This is a genomic window from Streptomyces sp. NPDC057002 (assembly GCF_042673825.1).
In the GTDB taxonomy this organism is placed as follows: Bacteria; Actinomycetota; Actinomycetes; order Streptomycetales; family Streptomycetaceae; genus Streptomyces.
In genome coordinates this window covers 1,468,146-1,491,161 of record NZ_JBHURZ010000001.1, presented here as the reverse complement: position 1 = coordinate 1,491,161, position 23,016 = coordinate 1,468,146, and the positions used below count along the sequence as shown (strand labels likewise).

The window sequence follows — 23,016 nt, the reverse complement described above, 5'->3', positions numbered from 1 at the left end:
CCTCGGAGTTGACGTCCGTCACTGGGTGCCTCTCTGGTGTCCTGAGAGCTCGGGACCGGCTGCCGGTTCTCGGCTGCGCGTCCCCTGTGGCTGGTCGCGCAGTCCCCGCGCCCCTGTCGGGGCGAGGCTGCCTCGCTCAGCTCCCCTGCACTGCCCCCTCCGTGGCGCCCGATATGAACCCGCGGGCGAAGATGGTGAACACCACGACCAGCGGGATCGACGCCATGAGCACACCGGCCATGACCATGCTGTAGTCGGTCGTGTGGCCGACGTGGAGCTGGGCGAGCGTCACCTGGAGGGTGAGGTGGCTGGGGTCGGTGAGCACGACGAGGGGCCAGATGTAGTCGTTCCAGGCACCGACGAAGGCGTAGATCGCGAGGAAGGACAGCGCGGGCTTGATCATCGGCAGCACGATGTTCCAGTACTGGCGGAAGAAGCCGGCGCCGTCGATGCGCGCGGCGTCGAGGAGTTCGTCCGGCACGCCGTTCTCTATGTACTGGCGCAGCCAGAAGATGCCGAAGGCGTTGGCGAGGGCGGGCAGGACCAGCGCCTTGAGCGTGCCCACCCAGCCGATGTCGGACATCAGGATGAACTGCGGCAGGACGGCCAGCTGGAGCGGCAGCATCATGAACCCCACCAGCATGGCGAACAGCACCTTGCGTCCGGGGAAGTCGAACTTGGCGAAGGCGAAGGCCGCCAGGGAGTCGATGAACAGGACCAGGACGGTGGTGACGGTCGCGACGACGATCGTGTTCAGCATCGACCCGAAGAAGTCGATGGTGTCGAGCACGTGCCGGATGTTCTCCAGCAGATGGGATCCGAAGGTCAGCTTCGGCGGGCTCTTGTAGATGTCCTCGGTGGTGTTCGTCGCCATGACGATCGTCCATATGAACGGGAAGATCGAGATCAGCACGGCCAGGCCGAGGAAGATGTGCGCGGTCAGCCCCTTGGGGCGCCGTGACCGCCTCTTGACCACTGCGGTCATGACTTCCTCCCGCGCTGGACGACGCGCCAGTTGATGACGACCAGCACCATGATCAGTACGAAGAAGGCCCACACGATGGCCGCGCCGTAGCCGTAGTCGTTGTTGACGAAGGCCGACTGGTAGAAGTACAGCAGCGTGGTCAGGCCCGCCTGGCCCGGGCCGCCGAGGTTCGGGTTGGCGGCGTTGCTGCCGAACAGGACCTGGGGCTCGCTGAAGCTCTGCAGGCCGTTGATGGTCGAGATGACGACCGTGAACAGGATGATGGGCCGCATGATCGGCATGGTGATCTGGAAGAACGTGCGGATGGGCCCGGCGCCGTCCAGCCTGGCCGCCTCGTAGATCTGCGTGGGGATGGCCTGGAGGCCCGCCAGGTAGATGATCATGTTGTAGCCGGTCCACATCCAGGTCATCAGCAGCGCGATGACCAGTTTGATCAGCCACGGATTGCTCAGCCACGGCACGGGTGAGATGCCGACCGTGCCCAGAATGGCGTTGACCAGGCCGAAGTTGTTGCTGAACACCGCGCCGAAGAAGATCGACACGGCGACGATCGAGGTGACGTTCGGTATGTAGAGGGCGATGCGGTAGAAGCCCTTGAAGCGCCGCACCGAGTGCAGCAGCGTCGCCAGCACCAGGGCGCCGAACAGCGTGGGAACGGTGGACAGGACCCAGATCACCAGGGTGTTGCGGATCGACATCCAGAAGACCGGGTCGTCCAGAAGGAACCGGAACTGCTGCAGGCCCACGAACTGGATGGTGCCCATGCCGTCCCAGCGCTGGAAGGCCAGGTACAGCGAATAGAAGACCGGGAAGAACGAGAAGGCGCCGAAGATCAGGAAGAAGGGGGAGATCGCCAGGTACTGCCGCCAGTGGGACAGCACCCCGCGACGCCTCGGCCGCACGGCGCCCGCCGGCGGCGTGCGCCGGGGGCGGAAGCGGGCCGGGACCGGCCCGCCGTGGCGCCGGGGCGCCGCGGCGGGGCCGGTGACCGGAGGTGAGGCCATTGCTCAGCTCACCCCCTGGCGGCGGGCGATCTGCTTGGCCTGGCTGACCGCGTCGTTCCAGGCGTCGTCGGGCTTCTTGCCCTTGGCCTCGATGTTGGTCAGCTCGGTCATGAAAGGAGCCATGACGGCGGCGTCCGCGGGCGCCTCGTAGCTGGCCGGTATGGCCTTGGCGGCCGGGCCGAAGACCTCGATGATCTTCTGCCCGCCGAAGAAGGGGTCGCCGCCCGTCATGGCCGGCATGGCGTACGCCGCCGGCGCGGCGGGGAAGATCGCGGCGTCGGCGAATCCGCGGGCGTCGTTCTCCGGGCTGAGGATCCAGCTGATGATCTTGAACGCCTCTTCGGGATTCCGGCACTGCTTGGGCAGGGCCAGATAGGAGCCGCCCTGGTTGGCCGGCCCGCCGGGCATCGCGCAGACCCGCCACTTGCCCTTGGTCTTCGGGGCCGCCTGCTCGATGTCCAGCGCGTGCCAGGCCGCACCGAGTTCGGTGCTGAGGCTCTTGCCGACGGCGGCGTTCCAGGTGTTGTCGTTGATCTTGGCGTCGAGACCGAGGGTGTAGGGGCGGACCGCGGTGGTCCACGCCTTGCGGATGTGGTCCTGGTCGCCGATGAAGCGGTTGTCCTTGTCGATGAACCGCTCGGTGCCCTGCCCGACCACCATGTTGAACACGGAGCCGATGTTGTTGACCAGGTAGGTGCCGGAGACCTTCTTCTTCAGCTCGGTGCCGAGCGCGAAGTACTCCTCCCAGGTTCCCGCCTGGGCGGCCACCTTGTCGGGGTCGGTGGGCAGCCCCGCCTTGTCGAACAGGTCCGCGCGGTAGAAGAGCGCGGTGGGGCCGATGTCGATCGGGAAGCCGATCTGCTTGCCGTCCTCGGTCCGGGCGAGCTTGGTCTTCCAGTCCAGGTACTGGGACGAGATGTCCTTGAAGCCCAGGTCGTTCAGGTCGAGGAAGCGGTTCGCGTTGGGCAGGAAGGACGCCATGTCCTCGCCCTTGATGCCGGTGATGTCGGGCACGGAGGTGCCCGCCGCGAGGGTGGTGGTGAGCTTCGACTTGAAGTCGCCGCCGATGGAGGCGACGGTCAGCTTCACCTCCTTGCCGAAGTGCGTCTTCGCCTCGGCGACCACCTTGTCGCTGAGCGCGCCTCCCCAGTACCACAAGGTGAGGTTCTTGCCGTTCTTGCCGCCGGCCGAATCCGAGCCGTTGCCGCATGCCACGGTCAGACCGGAGGCGGCCGCGGTGAACGCGGCGGCCTGGAGGAAGCGTCTGCGGGAAAGGTCCACGGGTCACTCCTGTTGTTCATGTTCGACGTGGAGAGGGGTGCGGGGATCAGTGCCGCCGTTCGGAGGCGCGTGGGCCGACGGACGTGTGAGGGGCCGGCGGGGTGAGGGGGGCGTACGCGACCGCCGGCCCGGGGTTCGCCGGGATCCGGTCGGCCAGGAAGCCGTACGACCGCTTCAGTTCGGGATCGGTCAGGGAGTGCCACCAGCGGTGCACGCCGTACCAGCCGGGGGCCGCCAGCGCCCCGCCGTGGTGCCCGACGGACAGCCCGGCCGCGAGGACCGCGAACCGCAGCCGCTCCGCCAGCGGCCAGCCGCCGAGCGAGGCGGTGACGAAGGCGGCGCCGAAGACGTCCCCGGCACCGGTCGCGTCGAGCACGTCGACGTCGAGGGCGGGTACGTCCGCGTATTCGCCGGTGATCTGGTCGACGGCGAGGGCGCCGTCCCCGCCCCGGGTCACCACCGCGACCGGCACCAGCTCGGACAGCGTGCCGAGCGCGGCCACCGCGCTGTCGGTGCGGGTGTAGGCCATGGCCTCCGTCTCGTTCGGGAGGAAGGCGTGGCACAGCGCGAGCTGGTCCAGGAGGGCCGTCGACCACTCCTGCGTGGGGTCCCAGCCGACGTCGGCGTAGACCTGCGTGCCGTTGGCGGCGGCCTTGGCGAGCCACTCGCGCGGCTGTGCCTCGATGTGCACCAGGGCGGTCCGCGCGTCGGGCGGGTCGCCCATCAGCGCGTCCTGCGAGTACGGCGGCTCCTGGCCATGGGTGAGCAGGGCGCGGTCGTGGCCGAAGGCGACGGAGACGGTGACAGGGGTCGGCCAGCCGTCCGCCGTCCGGGAGAGCGAGAGGTCGACGCCTTCCTGGTCGCACAGGACGTCACGGCAGTGCTCGCCGTAGAAGTCGTCGCCGAACACGGTGGCCAGGGAGGTCCTGAGGCCGAAGCGGGAGGCCGCCACCGCGAGGTTCGCGATGCCGCCCGGGCCGCAGCCCATGCCCTCGGTCCAGATCTCCTCGCCGGGCGTCGGCGGCTTGCCGAGTCCCGTGAGGACGAGGTCGTAGAAGAGCAGCCCGGTCAGCAGCGCATCGGGCCGGTCGTCGTCCACGGATGTGTCCTCTCGCTCGAGTTCGACGGAGATCGTCAAAACTCTTCATTTCCGTGACCGGAATCGTGCGCTGCCCGAAGAGATTGGTCAATACCCGAGCAGAACTGAGCATGGAAATGATTGAAGATGACGAGTAGTGTTCCGGCCGTGCTGGCAGAACGACGACACCAACTCATCCTGCGGGCCCTTCGCTCCGGAGGCCCCGCGGCTGTGACCGACCTCTCCGAGCGGCTGGGTGTGAGCCCGGCCACTATCAGGCGTGACCTGGTCAAACTGGAAGAAGACGGTCTTCTCACACGCGTCCATGGAGGCGCCGTGGTCGAGGAGGGCGACCAGCCCTTCGCCGAGGTCGCCGAGGTGCGCGTCTCCGAGAAGGACGCCATAGCGGAGCGCGCGGCGGCGATGATCGAGGACGGCCAGTCTGTCCTGCTGGACATCGGGACGACCGCCTACCGCCTGGCCCGGCAGCTGCACGGCCGCCGGCTCACCGTGATCACCAGCAACCTGGTGGTCTACGAGGAACTCGCCGACGACGAGGGCATCGAACTGGTCCTGCTCGGCGGCATGGTCCGCCGCGAGTACCGCTCCCTGGTCGGCTTCCTCACCGAGGACAACCTGCGCCAGCTGCACGCCGACTGGCTCTTCCTCGGCACCAGCGGGGTGCGGCCCGGCGGGCAGGTCATGGACACGACGGTCGTGGAGGTGCCGGTCAAGCGCGCCATGATCAAGGCCAGTGAGAAGGTCGCCCTGCTCGCCGACACGGCGAAGTTCCCCGGACACGGGATGGCGAAGGTCTGCGGTCCCGAGGACCTGGACGTGGTGGTGACGAACGCGCCGGTCGACACGGCGACGCGGGCCTCCTTGCAGGAGGCGGGCGTCGAGGTCGTCGTGGCGGGAAAGGTGCAGACGTGAAGCTGACGATTCTGGGCGGCGGAGGATTCCGCGTGCCACTGGTGTACGGGGCGCTCCTCCAGGACCACGCCGAGGGCCGGGTGACACACGTCGTCCTGCACGATCTGGACGCCGGGCGGCTGTCGGCGGTGACCCGTGTCCTGGCCGAGCAGGCGGCCGGCGTCCCCGACGCACCCGAGGTGAGCGCCACGACCGACCTCGACGAGGCGCTGCGCGGCGCCGACTTCGTGTTCTCCGCGATCCGCGTCGGCGGCCTGGAGGGCCGCGCGAACGACGAACGGGTGGCCCTGGCCGAGGGCGTCCTCGGCCAGGAGACCGTCGGCGCCGGCGGTATCGCCTACGGCCTGCGCACGGTCCCGGTCGCCGTCGACATCGCGCGGCGGGTGGCCCGGCTCGCGCCCGAGGCCTGGGTCATCAACTTCACCAACCCGGCCGGCCTGGTCACCGAGGCGATGTGCCGCCACCTCGGCGACCGCGTCATCGGCATCTGCGACTCCCCGGTCGGCCTCGGCCGCCGCATCGCCCGCGTGCTCGGCGCGAACCCCAAGGAAGCCTGGATCGACTACGTCGGTCTCAACCACCTCGGCTGGGTGCGCGGCCTGCACGTCGCCGGCCGCGACGAGCTCCCACGCCTCCTCGGCGACCCCGACCTGCTCGGCTCCTTCGAGGAGGGCAAGCTCTTCGGCGTCGACTGGCTCCGCTCCCTCGGCGCGATCCCCAACGAATATCTGCACTACTACTACTTCAACCGGGAAGCCGTACGGGCTTACCAGCAGGCCGAGAAGACCCGCGGCGCCTTCCTGCACGACCAGCAGGCACGCTTCTACGCCGAGATGAGGAACCCGGACGCCCCCGCCCTGAAGGTCTGGGACGACACCCGCGCCGAACGCGAGGCCACCTACATGGCCGAGAACCGCGAGACGGCGGGCGCCGGCGAACGCGACGAGGACGATCTGTCCGGCGGCTACGAGAAGGTGGCCCTGGCGCTCATGCGGGCCATCGCGCGGGACGAGCGCACGACCCTGATCCTCAACGTCCGCAACCAGCGCAGCCTGTCGGTCCTGGACACCGACGCCGTCATCGAGGTGCCCTGCCTCGTCGACGCCAACGGCGCCCACCCCGTCACCGTCGAGCCACTGCCCGACCACGCCACCGGACTGGTCTGCGCCGTCAAGGCCGTCGAGCGCGAGGTGCTGTCCGCCGCCGACTCCGGCTCGCAGGCGACGGCCGTGAAGGCCTTCGCGCTGCACCCGCTCGTCGACTCGGTCAATGTGGCCCGCCGGCTGGTCGAGGGCTACACCGAGGTCCATCCCGGGCTGGCGTACCTTAGGTGAACGCCGTCCGGTAAGCGCTTTCCCCCCACCGCCTGCCGTCTGCTCGCTCGTTCCGCTTCCTGGAGACATCTCATGCATGACGAAAGCCGCCGGATCGAAGAGCGCGTCCAGCGCCTCCACGACCAGCGCATCAAGACCGCGGTCTACGCGGCCACCGTGCCCTTCGAGGTGGAGGCCTGGCAGGCGCCGGGGGAGCCGGTCCCGTTCGAGGAGGCCGCCGCCGCCTCGTACGAGCCGTTCACGATGGGCACCCCGTGGGGCCCGCCCTGGGGCACCACCTGGTTCCGTATGCGCGGCCAGGTGCCCGCCGAGTGGGCCGGCAAGCGCGTCGAGGCCGTCATCGACCTCGGGTTCGTGGGCGACTGGCCCGGCAACCAGGCCGAGGCCCTCGTGCACCTCACGGACGGCACCCCGCTGAAGGCCGTCAACCCGCTCAACCAGTACGTGGCGATCGCCAACCCGGCGACGGGCGGGGAGACGGTCGACTACCTGGTCGAGGCCGCCTCCAACCCGGACATCCTCGCGGACAACTTCTCGAAGACCACCCCGCTCGGCGACAAACTCACCGCGGGCGACAAGCCGCTCTACACCTTCCGCAGCGCCGACATCGCGATCCTCGACGAGGAGGTCTGGCACCTCGACCTCGACGTCCAGGTGCTGCGCGAGCTGATGCTGGAGCTGGGCGAGCACGACCCGCGCCGGCACGAGATCGCCCACGCGCTCGACCGGGCGATGGACCTGCTCGACCTGGACGACGTCTCCGGCTCCGCACCCGCCGTCCGCGAGGCGCTCCAGCCGATCCTCGCCCGCCCCGCGCACGCCAGCGCGCACACCGTCTCCGGCGTCGGACACGCCCACATCGACTCCGCCTGGCTCTGGCCCATCCGCGAGACCAAGCGCAAGACGTCCCGCACGTTCTCGAACGTCACGTCCCTGGCCGACGAGTACGACGACTTCATCTTCGCCTGCTCCCAGGCCCAGCAGTACGAGTGGGTGCGCGACAACTACCCCAAGGTCTGGGCCCGCATCCAGGAGTCGGTCAAGAACGGCCAGTGGGCGCCGGTCGGCGGCATGTGGGTCGAGTCCGACGGCAACCTGCCCGGCGGCGAGGCCGTCGCCCGCCAGTTCATCCACGGCAAGCGGTTCTTCATGGACCACTTCGGCATCGAGACCAAGGGCGTCTGGCTGCCGGACTCCTTCGGCTACAACGCGGCCTACCCGCAGATCGCCAAGCTCGCGGGGAACGAGTGGTTCCTCACCCAGAAGATCTCCTGGAACCAGACCAACAAGTTCCCCCACCACACCTTCTGGTGGGAGGGCATCGACGGCACCCGCATCTTCACCCACTTCCCGCCGGTCGACACCTACAACGCCCGCTTCAGCGGCGAGGAGATGTCCCGCGCGGTCCGCAACTACTCCGAGAAGGGCGGCGCCGGCCGCTCCCTGGCCCCCTTCGGCTGGGGCGACGGCGGTGGCGGCCCCACCCGCGAGATCATGGAACGCGCCCGCCGGCTGGCGGACCTGGAGGGCTCCGCGAAGGTCGTCGTCGAACACCCCGACGAGTTCTTCGCCAAGGCCCGCGAGGAGTACCCGGACGCGCCCGTGTGGGTCGGCGAGCTGTACCTGGAGCTGCACCGCGCCACCTACACCTCCCAGGCCCGCACCAAGCAGGGCAACCGCCGCTCCGAGCACCTCCTGCGCGAGGCCGAGCTGTGGGCGACGACGGCAGCTCTGCACGCACCCGGGTACGCCTACCCGCACGAGAAGCTGGACCGGCTCTGGAAGACGGTCCTGCTGCACCAGTTCCACGACATCCTGCCCGGCTCCTCCATCGCCTGGGTGCACCGCGAGGCCGAGGCCGAGTACGCACGAGTCGCCGGGGAACTGCACACGCTGACGGCCGAGGCGGTGGCCGCGCTCGGCGCCGGCGAGACCCGCGCCTTCAACACCAGCCCCTACGACCGCGCCGAGGTGATCCGCACCGCCGACGGCGCACCGGTGTACGTGGAGGTCCCCGCGAGCGGCTCCGCGCCCCTCGCCGACTCCCGCCCCGCGCAGCCGGTGACGGTCAGCGGCCGGGTGCTCGACAACGGGCTGGTCCGCGTGGAGATCGCCGAGGACGGCACCCTGTCGTCCGTGCGCGACCTGCGCGCGAACCGCGAGGTCCTGGCCGACCCGGGCAACCTGCTGCGTCTGCACACGGACCTGCCCAACTACTGGGACGCCTGGGACATCGACAAGCACTACCAGAACCGCTACACGGACCTGCTCGACGCCTCGTCCGTCACGGTCGTCGAGCAGGACCCGCTGATCGGCGCGGTCCGCGTCGAGCGGTCCTTCGGCAAGGGCTCCTCGATCACCCAGACGATCACCGTCCGAGCCGGCAGCCCCCGGATCGACATCGAGACGGACATCGACTGGCACGAGACCGAGAAGATCCTCAAGGCGGCCTTCCCGGTCGACATCCGTGCCCCGCACTCCTCCGCCGAGATCCAGTTCGGCCACATCCAGCGGCCCACCCACACCAACACCAGCTGGGAGGCGGCCCGCTTCGAGGTCTCCGGCCACCGCTGGGTGCACCTGGGCGAACCCGGCTACGGCGTCGCGGTCATCAACGACTCGACATACGGCCACGACGTCTCCCGCACGGTCCGCGAGGACGGCGGCACCACCACCACCGTGCGCCTCAGCCTGGTCCGCGCACCGCGCATCCCGGACCCCGAGGCCGACCAGGGCCGCCACCGCTTCACCTACGCGCTGCTGCCCGGCGCGACCATCGAGGACGCCGTTGCCGAGGGCTACGCCCTCAACCTCCCGCTCCGGGTGGCCGAAGCGGCGGGCGCCCCCGCACCCGTCGTCTCCGTCGAGGGCGAGGGAGTGACCGTGGAGGCGGTCAAGCTCGCCGATGACACCTCGGGCGACATCGTCGTACGGCTCTACGAGTCCCGCGGCGGCCGCGCCCAGGGCGTTCTGCGCACCGGCTTCCCGCTCGCCGGCGCACAGATCACCGACCTGCTGGAACGGCCGACCGAGGATGCGGACCTCACCGACGGCGGTGTCTCCGTCACCCTGAGGCCCTTCCAGATCCTCACGCTGCGTCTGCGCAGGGGCTGACCCATGGCCGTACAACCCTGGTTCACCGACGCCAAGCTGGGGATCTTCATCCACTGGGGCATCTACGCCGTCGACGGCGTGCAGGAGTCCTGGTCGTTCTACGACGACATCGTCCCCTACGACCGGTACATGTCCCAGTTCGACCGCTTCACCGCCTCCCGCTACGACCCACGCGACTGGGCGACGCTCTTCGCGCGGGCCGGCGCCCGGTACGCCGTGCTGACCAGCCGCCACCACGACGGCGTCGCCCTGTGGGACACGGCCCACGGCGACCTGAACGTGGGCCGCGATCTGATCGCCGGCTACGCCGACGCCCTGCGCGAGCAGGGCCTCAAGGTCGGCCTCTACTACTCGCACTCGGACTGGAGCCACCCCGACTACGCCTCCACCCGCAAGCCCGGCCGCCCGCCGGAGCTGGAGGACAACCGCTACTCCGAGGTCGCCGCCGAGTCCGAGGATTTGGACGCCTGGGAACGCTTCCTGGCCTACCGGGACGGCCAGATGCGGGAGCTGGTCTCCCGCTACAAGCCCGACCTGCTGTGGTTCGACGGCGAGTGGGACCGCAGCGAGGAGCAGTGGCGCATCCCCGAACTGGCCGCCCTCATCCGCTCCGAGGTCCCGGACGTCGTCTTCAACGCCCGCATGCTGAGCGAGGGCGACTACGCCACCCCGGAACAGGGCGCACCCGTCATCCCGCCGGAGGGCCCCTGGGAGCTCTGCCTCACGATCAACGACTCCTGGGGCCATCAGCACCACGACCACAACCACAAGTCGGTCGACCAGCTGATCCGCTACTTCACCGAGACCGTCGGCGGCGGAGGCAATCTGCTCCTCAGCGTCGGCCCGCGCGAGGACGGCACCATCCCGGCCGAGCAGGCGGAGCGGCTGGAAAAACTCGGCGCCTGGATCGCCAAGCACGCGGAAGCGGTGTACGGCACCGTCCGGGGACTGCCGCCGGGCCACCACTACGGCCCGAGCACCCTGTCCAAGGACCGCCGCACCCTCTACCTGACCCTGTTCGACGCCCCACGCGCCGAGATCAACGTCCGCGGCCTGCTCAGCAAGGTGCGCCGGGTGTCGGTCCTGGGCAGCGGCACGGAACTGCCCCACCGCGTCACCGGTGGCCTGCACGAGACACCGGGCATCCTCTGGATCGAGCCCCCCGCGGCGGCGGACCTCGACCCGTACGCCACGGTGCTGGCCGTGGAACTGGAAGGGGAACTGGAGCTGTACCGCGGCGCCGGCCGGTTCTGACGAAAGTTTAAGAAAGCGGTAAAAGGCCTGCTCACGGACCGTATGTGGACGCCCGTGAGCAGGCCGGTTCGCCTGTACGACACCTGCGGTTCGCCCGGCCCCCCTGGGATCGGAACGCACAGCGAAAGAAAGGTGTCACCGTGCGAGACCCGCGCATGTCCGCCATCGGCAAGGGACTGAAGCGTCGCGGAAGGCTGGTGATAGAGGCGGTCAGTCCCCCGCGCCGGAACCTCGAGGCGATCCCCGCCCCCCGCCCGGCCGCCGACACCTACACCGCCCCGACCGCTCCCCGGCTGGTGGACTCGCCCGTCTTCGTGCTGTCGTCGGTGCGCTCCGGTTCGACCCTGCTGCGCGTCCTGCTCAACAGCCACAGCCGCGTCCGCGCCCCGCACGAGATGCACCTGCGCACCGTGCACGTCAGCCTGTCCCGCGACTTCACCGCGGACGCCATGCAGGCGCTCCACCTCGACAAGGACGAGCTGGAGCACGTGCTGTGGGACCGGGTGCTGCACCTCGAACTCACCCGCAGCGGCAAGGACGTCATCGTCGACAAGACCCCGCCCAACACCCTCATCTGGCCCCGCCTGCGCCGATGTTGGCCGAACGCCCGCTACATCCTGCTGCTCCGCCACCCCGGCGCGGTCGTCGCCTCCCTCACCAGCCGCCGCACCGACCCCGATCACGAGGCCGTCCGCGCCGAGGTCCTCGAATACAGCGAGAAGCTGGAGGAGGCCCGCCGCAACCTCGACCCGCACGTGATCACGTACGAGGAGCTCACCGCCGAACCGGAGAAGGTCACCCGCGGCATCTGCGACCACCTCGGCCTGCCCTGGGAGCCCGCGATGCTCGACTACGGCAGCAAGGACCACGGCACCTTCCGCCCCCAGCTCGGCGACTGGTCCAGCACCATCAAGTCCGGCCGCATCCAGACGGCCCGCACCGCCGACCCGGACGCCGAACTGCCCCCACGCCTGAAAGAACTGGCCCAGGCGTGGGGGTACAGCGCTTAGCGGCCCCTAGAGCGGCAGGGCTCCGACCGTGGCCTGCGGGGTCGCCCCGACGGAGTCGACCGGCACCGGCGGCAGCGGATCGGCCGCTTCCGCCCGCTGCTGCGGCAGCGACACCGGACGCAGCGGGCGCGGCCCCGACACCACCGAGTAGTCCTGGCCCAGGAACGGCGGAACCACCTCGCCCGGGTCCTCGCCGAGCGCCAGCCGCACAGCCGCCCACGGGGCGTTGACGCCGCACAGGGACAGCTGGTGCAGGCCGCCGGCCGGGCGGGTGTTGACGTCCATGAGGACCGGCCGGTCGCCGAACATCCGGAACTGGATGTTGGACAGGTAGTGCAGCCCGAAGTCCTCCGCGATCCGCCGGGCCGGGTCCAGCCACTGCTCGTGCAGCGTGAAGCCCCGGCGGCGACCGTTCTTGGTGCGGCCCACCGCCATCCGGACCCGGTTGTCCGGACCGGTCAGGCAGTCCACCGACACCTCGGGCTGCTCCAGGCGCGGCATCACCAGCCAGTCCACCGGCTCCTCGGCCTGCCGCAGCGCCTCCAGCACCAGATCGAGCGGCACGTACGGGCTGGGGTACCCGTTCAGTTGCGACAGGGAGAAGGGCGAGCGCGTGATCACGCGGAAGCCCACCCCGCCCGCTCCGGACGCCGGCTTGAAGCACGCCTTGTGTCCGCCGGCCTCCAACTCCTCGACGGCGGCGACCAGTTCGCCCGCCGAGCGGACCCGGTACCACGGCGGCACGGGCACGCCGATCGCCTGGACCGCCTCGTAGGCGATCACCTTGTCGTGGAAGACGGCCACCGCCTCGGGCGGGGGCGCCAGCACCGCCGTGCCGGCCGCCTCGAACTCGGCGCGGTGCGCCACGACCGCCGACTGGTGCAGCCGGGGCACGAACACATCGATGCCCCGCCGGGCGCACTGGACCAGCGCGTACTCGACGTACCCGGCCGGGGACAGGCCCTCGGGCTCCAGCTCGGCGGTGTCGGCCGCGGCCAGCACGGGGGAGTCGGGGTCTCCGTGGGTGGCATGGATCTCGACGGCCCGGTCGCTGGGATTTCTCCGCAGCTGATCCATGAAGAACACGTTCTCCGCGTACGTGCGGTTGAGCCAGACGCGTACGCGAGAGACCATGCAGGCCGCCTTTCACGGTTCGCGGGCAGGGCTGAGCAGCCCGTGCCCGGGCAGGATGAATGTGGGTACACCAAACCGCCCCTGTGAAAGGGAGTTCTCAGCGGTGGTGTTGCGGCCGATCATACGGCTTCGGCGGGCCCTCTCGTGCAACGCGCGTGTGAAGGATTTCTCCCGTCGCGGCCATCCGGCCGGTCTTGTCCCCGGACGCCGAGATGTGATCTCTTGGTGGCGTTCGTGTGTGCGGAGGGGGATGAAGGGTGACATCGACGGCCGGTGGCGCCGGACAACTGCTCGCCATCAGCGATCTGCACATCGGCTACCCGGAGAACCGTGCCCTGGTCGAGCGCATGGCGCCCGCGACGGACGACGACTGGCTGCTCGTGGCCGGCGACATCGCGGAGACCGCGGCCGACATCCGCTGGACCCTCAAGACGCTCGCGGGCCGCTTCCGCAAGGTCGTCTGGGTGCCCGGGAACCACGAGCTGTGGACCCATCCGAGCGACTCCGTCACCCTGCGCGGTGTCGCCCGATACGAGTACCTGGTCGAGCTGTGCCGGGAACTCGGCGTGACGACACCCGAGGACCCCTACCCCGTCTGGGACGGCCCCGGCGGCCCGGTGGCCGTCGCCCCGCTGTTCCTGGGGTACGACTACTCGTTCCTGCCGGCCGGGTGCACGACCAAGGAGCAGGGCCTGGAGTACGCCCACGGCACGGGGATCGTGTGCTCCGACGAGTACCTGCTGCACCCCGACCCGTACCCGAGCCGGGAGGCCTGGTGCCGGGCCCGGGTCGCCGAGACCGAACGCAGACTCGCGGAGCTGCCCGAGGACCTGCCGGTGATCCCCGTCAACCACTATCCGCTGGACCGGCATCCGATGGACGTCCTGTGGCACCCCGAGTTCGCCATGTGGTGCGGCACCGAGCTGACCGCCGACTGGCACCGCAGGTTCCGCGTCCACACGATGGTCTACGGCCATCTGCACATCCCCCGCACCACCTGGCACGAGGGCGTGCGCTTCGAGGAGGTATCGGTGGGCTATCCCCGCGAGTGGCGCAAGCGGCCCGGGCCGCCGGGGCGGCTGCGGCGCATCCTGCCGAGGGAGGGCGAGGAGAGGTGATCGAGGAACTGCTGCCCGCGAGCGTGGTCACCGTGGAGACCTACGGCCAGGACGGCGCGGACACCCCGCTGTACCCCGAGGAGGCGGCGCTCGTGGCGCGGGCGGTCGCCAAGCGCCGGCGGGAGTTCGCCGCCGTACGCTCCTGCGCCCGCCGCGCCATGGAGAAGCTCGGCGTGCCGCCGCAGCCGATCCTGCCCGGGGAGCGGGGTGCCCCGGGCTGGCCCGCCGGGCTGGCCGGCAGCATGACGCACTGCGACGGCTACTGTGCCGCCGCCCTGGTCCGCGCCGCCGACCTGGCCTCCCTCGGCATCGACGCCGAGGTCCACGGGCCGCTGCCCGAGGGGGTCCTGCCCTCGGTGTCCCTGCCGTCCGAGGCGGAGCGGCTGCGCCGGCTGGCGGCACAGCGCCCCGACATCCACTGGGACCGGCTGCTGTTCAGCGCGAAGGAGTCCGTCTACAAGGCGTGGTTCCCCCTCACCGGGAAGTGGCTGGACTTCATGGAGGCGGACATCGAGCTCACCGCCGACGGCGGCTTCCGCGCGGCGCTCCTCGTCCCCGGGCCGCTGGTGGGCGGCAGCCGCCTCGACCATTTCGAGGGCCGCTGGACGACGTCCCGCGGCCTGGTCGCGACGGCCGTCGCGGTACCGCACCCCTGAGGCGCCGCGAGCCTCTCAGGGGCGCGGGGAACTGCGCGAACAACCCCGCACGGCCCGCACCCGGAAACCACCCGCACCCCCGAGCTCGACTCCGCCCCCTCACAGGCGCTACGACTCGGAACACCAGCTCCGCAGCAACCCGAAGAAGTCCTCCTCGTTACCGGTCAGCCCGGCCCGTTCAAGAGCCGCCTCCGCCTCCGCGAGAACGGCGGGCGGCACCATCGCCGGACGGCTGCCGGTCTCCAGATCGAACGCGGCCCGAACAGTGTGCAGCAGCCGCAGATACGCCTGGACGGCGGCGCGCTCACGGTCGGTCAATACGGCGGTCTGCATCGGTCGGCTCTCCCCGTGTCGGCGTCATCGGTCCCGCGCCATGCGGCACGCACGCCCCGCACAGAAAGGGCGCACCTCCAGCTTGCCGTCCACCACTGACAATCCGGCCCCGCCGCCCCTCGGTTCGCCCGCTCGGCGGAAGAACCGCACGGCCGTCAGCCCTGCGGACCCCGATACCCCAGCGACGCCTCGATCCGCCCCGCCAGATGATCCCGCTGCACCGGCCCCCGCGCCGACGAACCGGCCAGCCACGCCCGGCACTTGCTGGCCAGCAGCAGGCCGAAGCTCTCGGCCTCCTTCTCGTCGTCCAGGTCGAAGCGGGTGCGCGCCGCGACCTTCAGGACCGTCGCCTGGAGATCGGCGTTGTCGTCGAGCAGCCGGGCCGCGACCGCCGCGCCCTCGACATGGTGGGAGCAGTGCCCGGCGTTCATGTGCCACAGCTCATGGCCCAGGATCACCAACTGGTGGTCCGGCGCGGTGCGTTCCTCGATCACGACGAGGTCCTGCTCGGCCATGTCGAGCCACAGCCCGCTGGCGGTCCCGATCGGGAAGGCGGCCGTACGGAAGTGGACGGGCCGGCCACGGCGTCTGCTCATGGCGTCGCACAGCGCGGCGTACAGCTCGTCGGGCCGTGCCGGCGCGGGGAGGGTCAGCTCCGCGACCAGCTCGCCGCACAGGCGGCGCATTTCCTTACCGATGCCCACAGTTCTCCCCACGGTCACGAATCGGGCCGCTTGACGCTCTCCAGGAGCATGTCCAGCCACTCCGCGACCTTGTCACGGTGCTGGTCGGTGGGCAGCTGCGCGGCCCGCCAGGCGATGCCGCGCACGCCGTGGTCCTGCAACAGCCGCTCCAGCGGGTCGTCGGCCGCCGCGGCCGCCTCCCGCTCGCGGTCGGCGAGCTTCTGCAGCAGCTCCTGCTCGATGTGCTGGAGGGCGCTCACGAGTGCCTCGGGGTCCTCCGCCGTGAGGAATCCGGCGTGCACCCGGAAGAAGCGCTGGAGGGCGTCGCAGTGCTCCATGGTCGGCCGCCGGTCGCCGTTGATGAGGGCTCCGGCCTGCTGCCGGGACATTCCGGCGCCGTCGGCGATCTCCTGCTGGGTGTACTTGCGGCCGGTGGGCTTGAGCCGGGTCCGGCGCAGCAGGTCCAGGCGCTGCAGGAACCGGGCCTGGACATCGGGCTCGCCCGCGGGCCTGCCGCAGAGCAGGGCCTTCACCACCGGCTCCGGAACCCCGGAGGCGACGGACAGCCGGCCGATGCCGAAGACCTCGGCGTGCGGCACGCCGAGCCGGTCGGCGAGCGCGGTGACACGGGAGACGACGGCCGGTAGCACGGCCGTCGGCGTGGCGCCCGGACTTTCGACGAAGCCACCCGTCACCGACAGATCTCCTACGTCTCTCACAGGCTTCTCACAAGTGGATGCCGTGACTTTCCCCGGCGTGAACTTCCCGGAGCGTAGCCGGTGCTTCGAACTCACATCCAGGTCTCGCCACAACTGTGGCCAATTTCAGCCGTCAACAGGCACGGAATGCCACGATAGTTGACACGCCTCAGCTCCGGGCAGCAGGATCGGGGCGCCGCGTCAAGGCCGCACAGGCAAGAGGGGTGACCTCCCGATGGCATATCAGGCAGGAGGGCAGCGGCCGGCACCGCGGCCCGTCGCCGAGACTCCAGAGGCCCAGGCCTATCTGGAGGACTACGCCGGGCTCTTGGAGGCCGTCTCCTCCCCCTCGCTCGTCGTCGACCACTGCTGGGACGTGGCGCTGACCAATAGCGCGTTCCGGTCACTTTTCGCCGGAGTGGGTCCGCACCCGACGGCCATGCCGGGCGACAACTTCCTCAGGTTCGTGCTGTTCCACCCCGACGCCCCCACGGTGCTCGGCGAGCACGAGTCGAGCTGGTGCCTGCCGATGCTCGCGCACTTCGCGCGCACCGTGGAGAGCCACGGCCCCGACCACGAGCTCCAGGCCGTCCGCCGTGACATCGCCCAGGACCCGATCATGGAGGCCGCGTACCGGCAGGGCCTGCCGCACTGGATCCGCTCGGTCGGCGAGGACGCTGTCGAGCACGACGGCGCCGTACGCCCCCTGCTGCACCCTGACCCGCGCCGGGGTGCCACCGAGTGCCGGGTCGTCGTCGAGACGTCCAGGACGCTCGAGGAGCTGGGCTGCACCCGGCTCACGTTCGTGCTGCGCGAGGCCCGCCGTACCCCGTCCAGGGAGCGCGGGACGCGTCGTACCGCCTCCCACCTGAGGGTCGTACCGGCGGCCGACTGAGCCCTTCCGGCTTCGCTCGACCGGTGTTCGCCCCATTCCCAGGCGATGTGGTGTGTGACATAGTACTGGCGTGAGCGAGTCGCTGACCTGCGATGTCGTGGTGGTCGGAGCCGGAGTGGCCGGCGCCGCCTGTGCCTTGTACGCGGCCCGTGCCGGCCTCGAAGTCGTCGTGGTGGACCGGGGCGCGGTGGCCGGCGGTACGACCGGCGCGGGGGAGGGGAACCTCCTCGTCTCCGACAAGGAACCCGGACCCGAACTCGAACTCGCCCTGCTGTCCGCCCGGCTGTGGGCCGGACTGGCCCGGGAGGGGCTGGGGAAGCCGGTCGAGTACGAGGCCAAGGGCGGTGTCGTCGTCGCCGGCACCGAAGGCGCACTGGCCGGGCTGGAGAAACTCGCCGCCGGGCAGCGCGCGGCCGGGGTCGAGGCCGTCCCCGTACCGCCCGACCGGCTCACCGATCTGGAGCCGTATCTGGCTCCCGGTCTCGCGGGCGGTATGCACTACCCGCAGGACGCCCAGGTGATGCCCGCCCTCGCGGCCGCGCACCTGCTGCGCGCCTCGAACGCCCGGCTGCTCACCGGCCGGGAGGTCACCACCGTGCTGCGCGGCCCCGGCGGCGCGGTGCGCGGGGTGCGGACCGACCGGGGCGACATCCACGCCCCGGCCGTCGTCAACGCCGCCGGCACCTGGGGCGGCGAGATCGCGGCCCGCGCGGGCGTGTCCCTGCCCGTGCTGCCCCGGCGCGGCTTCGTCCTGGTCACCGAGCCGCTGCCGCCCCGCATCCGGCACAAGGTGTACGCCGCCGACTACGTGGGCGATGTCGCGAGCGACTCGGCGGCGCTGCAGACCTCCCCGGTGGTGGAGGGCACGCCCGCCGGGCCGGTCCTGATCGGCGCCAGCCGCGAACGGGTCGGCTTCGACCGGTCGTTGTCGCTCCCGGCCCTGCGCGCGCTGGCAGCGGGAGCGACGGACCTCTTCCCCTTCCTCGCCGACGTCCGGGCCCTGCGCACGTACGTGGGCTTCCGGCCGTATCTGCCCGACCATCTGCCCGCGATCGGCCCGGATCCCCGGGCGCCCGGACTTCTCCACGCCTGCGGGCACGAGGGCGCGGGCATCGGACTCGCCACCGGCACCGGGCAGCTGATCGCCCAGGCGCTGACCGGGCAGGAGCCCGACCTGGACCTCGGCCCGTTCCGGCCCGACCGCTTCACCGAGGAGGCCGAGTGAATCCGCTGGAGCTGGCGGGAGCCAGGCCCGGCCCCGCCTTCACGGTCACCTTCGACGGGCGGCCGGTCGAGGCGCTGCCCGGGCAGACGGTCGCCGCCGTGCTGTGGGCGGCGGGCGTCACCTCCTGGCGCGCCACCCGGGGCGGGGGCCGTCCGCGCGGGGTGTTCTGCGGGATCGGCGTCTGCTTCGACTGCCTGGTGAGCGTCAACGGCCGCCCCAACCAACGCGCCTGTCTTGTGCCGGTACGGCCGGGGGACGTGATCGGCACGCAGGAGGGGACGGGCCATGAAGGGGTGCGGCATGCGGACTGACCTGGTCGTGATCGGAGCCGGACCGGCCGGTCTCGCCGCGTCCCTGGCGGCGGCCGCGCGGGGCACGCGGGTCGCGCTCGTCGACGGGGCGACGGAGGCGGGCGGGCAGTTCTACCGGCAGCCCGCCGCCGGACTCGGGGCCGGGCGGCCCGAGGCGCTGCACCACGGGTGGCGGACCTGGGAGCGGCTGCGCGACGGACTCGCCGCCAGTGCCGTACGGGTGCTGACCGATCATCATGTGTGGTGCGTCGAAAAGGTGTCCGACGGCTTCGTCGTGCACGCGCTGCTCGGGCCGGAGCAGGAGGAGCCGGCCGAGGTGCGGGCCCGTGCCGTGCTGCTGGCCACCGGCGGCTACGAGCAGGTGCTGCCCTTCCCCGGCTGGACCCTGCCGGGTGTCGTCACCGCCGGGGGCGCCCAGGCCATGCTCAAGGGCGGGCTCGTGGTGCCGGGGCGCCGAGCCGTCGTGGCCGGGACCGGGCCGCTGCTGCTGCCCGTGGCGACCGGGCTCGCGGCGGCCGGAGTCGAGGTCGCCGCGCTCGTCGAGTCCGCCGGCCCCAGGCGCCTCGTCCGCCACGGCCGGGCCCTGGCCGGCAAGTTCCCGGAGGGCGCCGGATACGCCGCCCGGCTGCTGCGTCACCGCGTGCCGTTCCTCGCCCGTCACACCGTCGTCCGAGCCCACGGCGACGACCGGCTGACCGGCGTCACGGTCGCCGCCCTGGACAGCGGCGGACGCGTCAGGACCGGTACCGAGCGGCACCTGCCCTGCGACACCCTCGCCGTCGGGCACGGCATGCTCCCGCACACCGACCTGGCCGAGGGCCTGGGCTGCGGTCTCGACGGGCTCGCCGTGGCCGTCGACACCGAGCAGCGCACGGACGTGCCCGGCGTGTGGGCGGCCGGTGAGGCCACCGGCGTCGGCGGCGCGGCCCTCGCTCTCGCCGAGGGGCACATCGCCGGGTGCTCCGCCGCCGCCTATCTGCACGGCACCGCCCCCGGCCCGGCCCCGGCGGCCCTCAAGGCCCGTACGCGGCTCGGGAGATCCGCTGCCGCCCTCGAAGCCGCCTACGCGCGGCCCGCGCACTGGCCCGAGCAGGTCACCGACGACACCGTGGTCTGCCGCTGCGAGGAGGTCACCGCCGGTGCCGTGCGCGACGCCCTGGACCTCGGGGCGGGCGACGTGCGCACCGTGAAGCTGCTCACCCGGGCCGGGATGGGCTGGTGCCAGGGCCGGATGTGCGCCGGCGCGGTCGCGGGGCTCGCCGGATGCCCGCCCGCCCCGGCCCGAAGGCCGTTCGCCCGTCCCGTGCCGCTCGGCGTCCTCGCACGGCAACACTCCCAGGAGGGACAGTCATGACCGATCACCGCCCCTGGCGCGGAGTCCTCGTCGCCACCGCGCTCCCGCTGAACGACGACCTCTCCGTGAACTACGACAAGTACGCCGAGCACTGCGCCTGGCTCGTCGAGAACGGCTGCGACGGCGTCGTGCCGAACGGCTCCCTCGGCGAGTACCAGGTGCTCACCCCCGAGGAGCGCACCCGGGTCGTCGAGACGGCCGTTGCGGCGATCGGCGGGCAGCGCGTCATGCCCGGCGTCGCGGCGTACGGGTCAGCCGAGTCCCGGCGCTGGGCCGAGCAGGCGGGGGAGGCGGGGTGCACGGCGGTGATGCTGCTGCCGCCGAACGCCTACCGCGCCGACGAGCGGTCCGTCGTCGCCCACTACGCCGAGGTCGCGAAGGCGGGCCTGCCGGTGGTGGCGTACAACAACCCGATCGACACCAAGGTCGACCTCGTGCCGGAGCTGCTCGCCCGGCTGCACGGCGAGGGGCACATCCGGGGCGTGAAGGAGTTCTCCGGCGACGTCCGCCGGGCCTACCGGATCGCCGAACTCGCCCCCGAACTCGACCTGTTGATCGGCGCGGACGACGTCCTGCTGGAGCTGGCCGTCGCGGGTGCCAAGGGCTGGGTCGCGGGCTATCCGAACGCGCTGCCCCAGGCCTCGGTCGAGCTGTACCACGCGGCCGTCGACGGCGACCTCGACACCGCGCGGGGCCTGTACCGGCAGCTGCATCCGCTGCTGCGCTGGGACTCACGGGTGGAGTTCGTCCAGGCCATCAAGCTGTCCATGGACCTCGTCGGCCGCCACGGAGGCCCTTGCCGCCCGCCGCGCGTGCCGCTGCTGCCCGAGCAGGAGGCAGCCGTCCGAGCCGCAACCGAGAAGGCCGTAGCGGCCGGATTGGCGTAGTGACCATGCGCAGCAGACTCGTCCTGCACGCCGTCGACTCGCACACCGAGGGCATGCCCACCCGGGTGATCACCGGCGGCATCGGCACCGTCCCCGGCGCCACCATGAACGAGCGGCGGCTGTACTTCCGCGAACACCGCGACGACATCAAGCAGTTGCTGATGAACGAGCCGCGCGGCCACTCCGCCATGAGCGGCGCGATCCTCCAGCCGTCGACCCGGCCCGACTGCGACTGGGGCGTCGTCTACATCGAGGTCTCCGGGTATCTGCCGATGTGCGGGCACGGCACGATCGGCGTGGCGACCGTGCTCGTCGAGACCGGCATGGTCGAGGTCGTCGAGCCGGTCACCACCATCCGGCTCGACACCCCGGCGGGGCCGGTCGTCGCCGAAGTGGCCGTCGAGGACGGTGTCGCCAAGGCGGTCACCCTCCAGAACGTGCCCTCCTTCGCCGTCGGCCTCGACCGCAAGGCCACGCTCGCGGACGGGCGGACGGTGACGTACGACCTCGCGTTCGGCGGCAACTTCTACGCCATCCTGCCGCTGGAGCAGTTCGGCCTGCCCTTCGACCGGTCACGCAAGGACGACATCCTCCGGGCGGGCCTGTCCCTCATGGCCGCCGTCAACGCCGAGGACCCGCCCGTCCACCCGGAAGACCCGTCCATCCACGGCCTCCACCACGTCTACCTGGCCGCCCCCGGCTCCACCGCCCGCCACTCCCGGCACGCCATGGCCATCCACCCCGGCTGGTTCGACCGCTCGCCCTGCGGCACGGGCACCAGCGCCCGTATGGCACAACTGCACGCGCGCGGTGAACTCCCGCTGCACACCGAGTTCGTGAACGAGTCCTTCATCGGCACCCGGTTCACCGGCAGACTGCTCGGCACGACCGAGGTCGCGGGCCGTCCCGCCGTACTGCCCAGCTTCACCGGACGCGCCTGGATCACCGGCACCGCCCAGTACCTGCTGGATCCCGAGGACCCGTTCCCGGCGGGCTTCGTCCTGTAGCCGCCAGCACCCGAGCCGACCCCGAGAGGAACCCGACCGTCATGGCCCCGCGGCACACCCCCGCCCTGCCCCTGCTGGGCAGCAGAAAGCCCAGTCACCGGGAGCGGGTCGCGGACGCGCTGCGGGCCGCCCTGATCGCCGGTGAACTGCGCCCGGGCGAGGTCTACTCGGCCCCCGGCCTCGCCGCCCGCTTCGGTGTCTCCGCCACGCCCGTGCGCGAGGCCATGCTCGACCTCGCCAAGGAGGGCCTGGTCGACACCGTGCCCAACAAGGGCTTCCGGGTCACCGCCGTCTCCGAGAAGCAACTCGACGAGTACACCCACATCCGGGCGCTGATCGAGATCCCGACGACGGCGGGCCTGGCGGTCACGGCCGACCCGGTGGCGCTGGAGGCGCTGCGCCCGGTCGCCCAGGAGATCGTCACCTCCGCGGCGGCCGGTGACCTCATCGCCTACGTAGAGGCCGACCTGCGCTTCCACCTCGGCCTGCTCGCCCTCGCCGGCAACGACCATCTCGTCGACGTCGTACGGGACCTCAGACGCCGCTCCCGGCTGTACGGACTGACCGCGCTCGCCGGGCAGGGGCGGCTGGAGGCGTCGGCGGAGGAGCACCTGGAGATCCTGGACGCGCTGCTCGCCCGGGACGAGGAGGCCGTCAGGGCGGTGATGACCCGTCACCTGGGGCATGTCCGGGGCCTGTGGGCAGCGCCCTGACCGTCCGGA

Annotated in this window: 22 protein-coding genes; 14 read left to right on the top strand and 8 right to left on the bottom strand. The window is 71.3% G+C overall.

Annotated elements, in window-relative coordinates:
* Positions 1 to 136 precede the first annotated feature (136 nt).
* The 4 genes from ACFT32_RS06725 to ACFT32_RS06710 all read right to left on the bottom strand — a co-directional run bounded on the left by ACFT32_RS06725 (position 137) and on the right by ACFT32_RS06710 (position 4,369).
* Positions 137 to 985, bottom strand: a complete 849-nt coding sequence (locus tag ACFT32_RS06725; RefSeq protein WP_382486510.1) for a carbohydrate ABC transporter permease — start codon at positions 983 to 985, stop codon at positions 137 to 139.
* Positions 982 to 1,866 (bottom strand): carbohydrate ABC transporter permease, encoded by an 885-nt coding sequence (locus ACFT32_RS06720; RefSeq protein WP_382487076.1) that lies wholly within the window; start codon positions 1,864 to 1,866, stop codon positions 982 to 984. The genes ACFT32_RS06725 and ACFT32_RS06720 overlap by 4 nt, the downstream gene beginning before the upstream one ends.
* A 126-nt stretch (positions 1,867 to 1,992) precedes the next feature.
* Positions 1,993 to 3,270, bottom strand: a complete 1,278-nt coding sequence (locus tag ACFT32_RS06715; RefSeq protein WP_382486508.1) for an ABC transporter substrate-binding protein — start codon at positions 3,268 to 3,270, stop codon at positions 1,993 to 1,995.
* Between the two features lie 46 nt (positions 3,271 to 3,316).
* A complete protein-coding gene (locus ACFT32_RS06710; RefSeq protein WP_382486506.1) occupies positions 3,317 to 4,369 on the bottom strand; it encodes a carbohydrate kinase family protein in 1,053 nt (350 codons plus the stop codon).
* Between the two features lie 147 nt (positions 4,370 to 4,516).
* On the opposite strand from ACFT32_RS06710, the gene ACFT32_RS06705 reads away from it, so the two are divergent.
* The 5 genes from ACFT32_RS06705 (at position 4,517) to ACFT32_RS06685 (ending at position 11,993) form a co-directional block, all read left to right on the top strand.
* Positions 4,517 to 5,281 carry a DeoR/GlpR family DNA-binding transcription regulator gene (locus ACFT32_RS06705; RefSeq protein ID WP_382486504.1) on the top strand — a complete coding sequence of 255 codons (765 nt, stop codon included), beginning with the start codon at positions 4,517 to 4,519 and terminating at the stop codon, positions 5,279 to 5,281.
* Complete coding sequence (locus ACFT32_RS06700; RefSeq protein ID WP_382486502.1) at positions 5,278 to 6,615, top strand: 6-phospho-beta-glucosidase; 1,338 nt, start codon at positions 5,278 to 5,280, stop codon at positions 6,613 to 6,615. The genes ACFT32_RS06705 and ACFT32_RS06700 overlap by 4 nt, the downstream gene beginning before the upstream one ends.
* A gap of 72 nt (positions 6,616 to 6,687) precedes the next feature.
* The gene (locus tag ACFT32_RS06695) at positions 6,688 to 9,729 is read left to right on the top strand and encodes an alpha-mannosidase (protein ID WP_382486500.1); all 3,042 of its coding nucleotides are present in this window, start codon (positions 6,688 to 6,690) and stop codon (positions 9,727 to 9,729) included.
* 3 nt (positions 9,730 to 9,732) lie between these two features.
* Positions 9,733 to 10,983, top strand: a complete 1,251-nt coding sequence (locus ACFT32_RS06690) for an alpha-L-fucosidase (RefSeq protein WP_382486498.1) — start codon at positions 9,733 to 9,735, stop codon at positions 10,981 to 10,983.
* Positions 10,984 to 11,123: 140 nt separating this feature from the next.
* Positions 11,124 to 11,993, top strand: a complete 870-nt coding sequence (locus ACFT32_RS06685) for a sulfotransferase family protein (RefSeq protein WP_382486496.1) — start codon at positions 11,124 to 11,126, stop codon at positions 11,991 to 11,993.
* A 6-nt stretch (positions 11,994 to 11,999) separates the two neighbouring features.
* Here the strand turns inward: ACFT32_RS06685 and ACFT32_RS06680 are convergent, their stop codons facing one another.
* The gene (locus ACFT32_RS06680) at positions 12,000 to 13,127 is read right to left on the bottom strand and encodes an ATP-grasp domain-containing protein (protein ID WP_382486494.1); all 1,128 of its coding nucleotides are present in this window, start codon (positions 13,125 to 13,127) and stop codon (positions 12,000 to 12,002) included.
* A 257-nt stretch (positions 13,128 to 13,384) separates the two neighbouring features.
* On the opposite strand from ACFT32_RS06680, the gene ACFT32_RS06675 reads away from it, so the two are divergent.
* Together ACFT32_RS06675 and ACFT32_RS06670 are read left to right on the top strand one after the other, a co-directional pair.
* Positions 13,385 to 14,245 carry a metallophosphoesterase family protein gene (locus ACFT32_RS06675; RefSeq protein ID WP_382486492.1) on the top strand — a complete coding sequence of 287 codons (861 nt, stop codon included), beginning with the start codon at positions 13,385 to 13,387 and terminating at the stop codon, positions 14,243 to 14,245.
* Entirely contained in the window at positions 14,242 to 14,901 is a 660-nt protein-coding gene (locus ACFT32_RS06670) for a 4'-phosphopantetheinyl transferase (RefSeq protein ID WP_382486490.1), read from the top strand. Before ACFT32_RS06675 ends, ACFT32_RS06670 begins: the two co-directional genes overlap by 4 nt.
* Positions 14,902 to 15,009: 108 nt before the next feature.
* Here ACFT32_RS06670 and ACFT32_RS06665 read toward each other — a convergent pair whose 3' ends face one another.
* The 3 genes from ACFT32_RS06665 to ACFT32_RS06655 all read right to left on the bottom strand — a co-directional run bounded on the left by ACFT32_RS06665 (position 15,010) and on the right by ACFT32_RS06655 (position 16,612).
* Positions 15,010 to 15,234 (bottom strand): hypothetical protein, encoded by a 225-nt coding sequence (locus tag ACFT32_RS06665; RefSeq protein WP_382486488.1) that lies wholly within the window; start codon positions 15,232 to 15,234, stop codon positions 15,010 to 15,012.
* Positions 15,235 to 15,389: 155 nt separating this feature from the next.
* On the bottom strand, positions 15,390 to 15,920 hold the full coding sequence (locus ACFT32_RS06660) for a toxin-antitoxin system, toxin component (RefSeq protein WP_382487074.1): 531 nt from the start codon (positions 15,918 to 15,920) through the stop codon (positions 15,390 to 15,392).
* Positions 15,921 to 15,952: 32 nt separating this feature from the next.
* The gene (locus tag ACFT32_RS06655; protein ID WP_189726086.1) at positions 15,953 to 16,612 is read right to left on the bottom strand and encodes a helix-turn-helix transcriptional regulator; all 660 of its coding nucleotides are present in this window, start codon (positions 16,610 to 16,612) and stop codon (positions 15,953 to 15,955) included.
* 238 nt (positions 16,613 to 16,850) lie between these two features.
* On the opposite strand from ACFT32_RS06655, the gene ACFT32_RS06650 reads away from it, so the two are divergent.
* From ACFT32_RS06650 to ACFT32_RS06620, 7 genes are all read left to right on the top strand, one after another.
* On the top strand, positions 16,851 to 17,510 hold the full coding sequence (locus ACFT32_RS06650; protein ID WP_382486486.1) for a hypothetical protein: 660 nt from the start codon (positions 16,851 to 16,853) through the stop codon (positions 17,508 to 17,510).
* A 70-nt stretch (positions 17,511 to 17,580) separates the two neighbouring features.
* Entirely contained in the window at positions 17,581 to 18,735 is a 1,155-nt protein-coding gene (locus ACFT32_RS06645; RefSeq protein ID WP_382486484.1) for an NAD(P)/FAD-dependent oxidoreductase, read from the top strand.
* Positions 18,732 to 19,046, top strand: a complete 315-nt coding sequence (locus ACFT32_RS06640; protein WP_382486482.1) for a (2Fe-2S)-binding protein — start codon at positions 18,732 to 18,734, stop codon at positions 19,044 to 19,046. The genes ACFT32_RS06645 and ACFT32_RS06640 overlap by 4 nt, the downstream gene beginning before the upstream one ends.
* Positions 19,036 to 20,400 carry an FAD-dependent oxidoreductase gene (locus ACFT32_RS06635; RefSeq protein ID WP_382486481.1) on the top strand — a complete coding sequence of 455 codons (1,365 nt, stop codon included), beginning with the start codon at positions 19,036 to 19,038 and terminating at the stop codon, positions 20,398 to 20,400. The genes ACFT32_RS06640 and ACFT32_RS06635 overlap by 11 nt, the downstream gene beginning before the upstream one ends.
* Entirely contained in the window at positions 20,397 to 21,287 is an 891-nt protein-coding gene (locus ACFT32_RS06630; protein ID WP_382486479.1) for a dihydrodipicolinate synthase family protein, read from the top strand. The genes ACFT32_RS06635 and ACFT32_RS06630 overlap by 4 nt, the downstream gene beginning before the upstream one ends.
* A gap of 5 nt (positions 21,288 to 21,292) precedes the next feature.
* Positions 21,293 to 22,294: a proline racemase family protein gene (locus ACFT32_RS06625; RefSeq protein WP_382486477.1), complete on the top strand. Its 1,002-nt coding sequence runs from the start codon at positions 21,293 to 21,295 to the stop codon at positions 22,292 to 22,294.
* A gap of 41 nt (positions 22,295 to 22,335) precedes the next feature.
* Positions 22,336 to 23,007 (top strand): GntR family transcriptional regulator, encoded by a 672-nt coding sequence (locus ACFT32_RS06620; RefSeq protein ID WP_382486475.1) that lies wholly within the window; start codon positions 22,336 to 22,338, stop codon positions 23,005 to 23,007.
* The last annotated feature ends 9 nt before the right edge of the window (positions 23,008 to 23,016 follow it).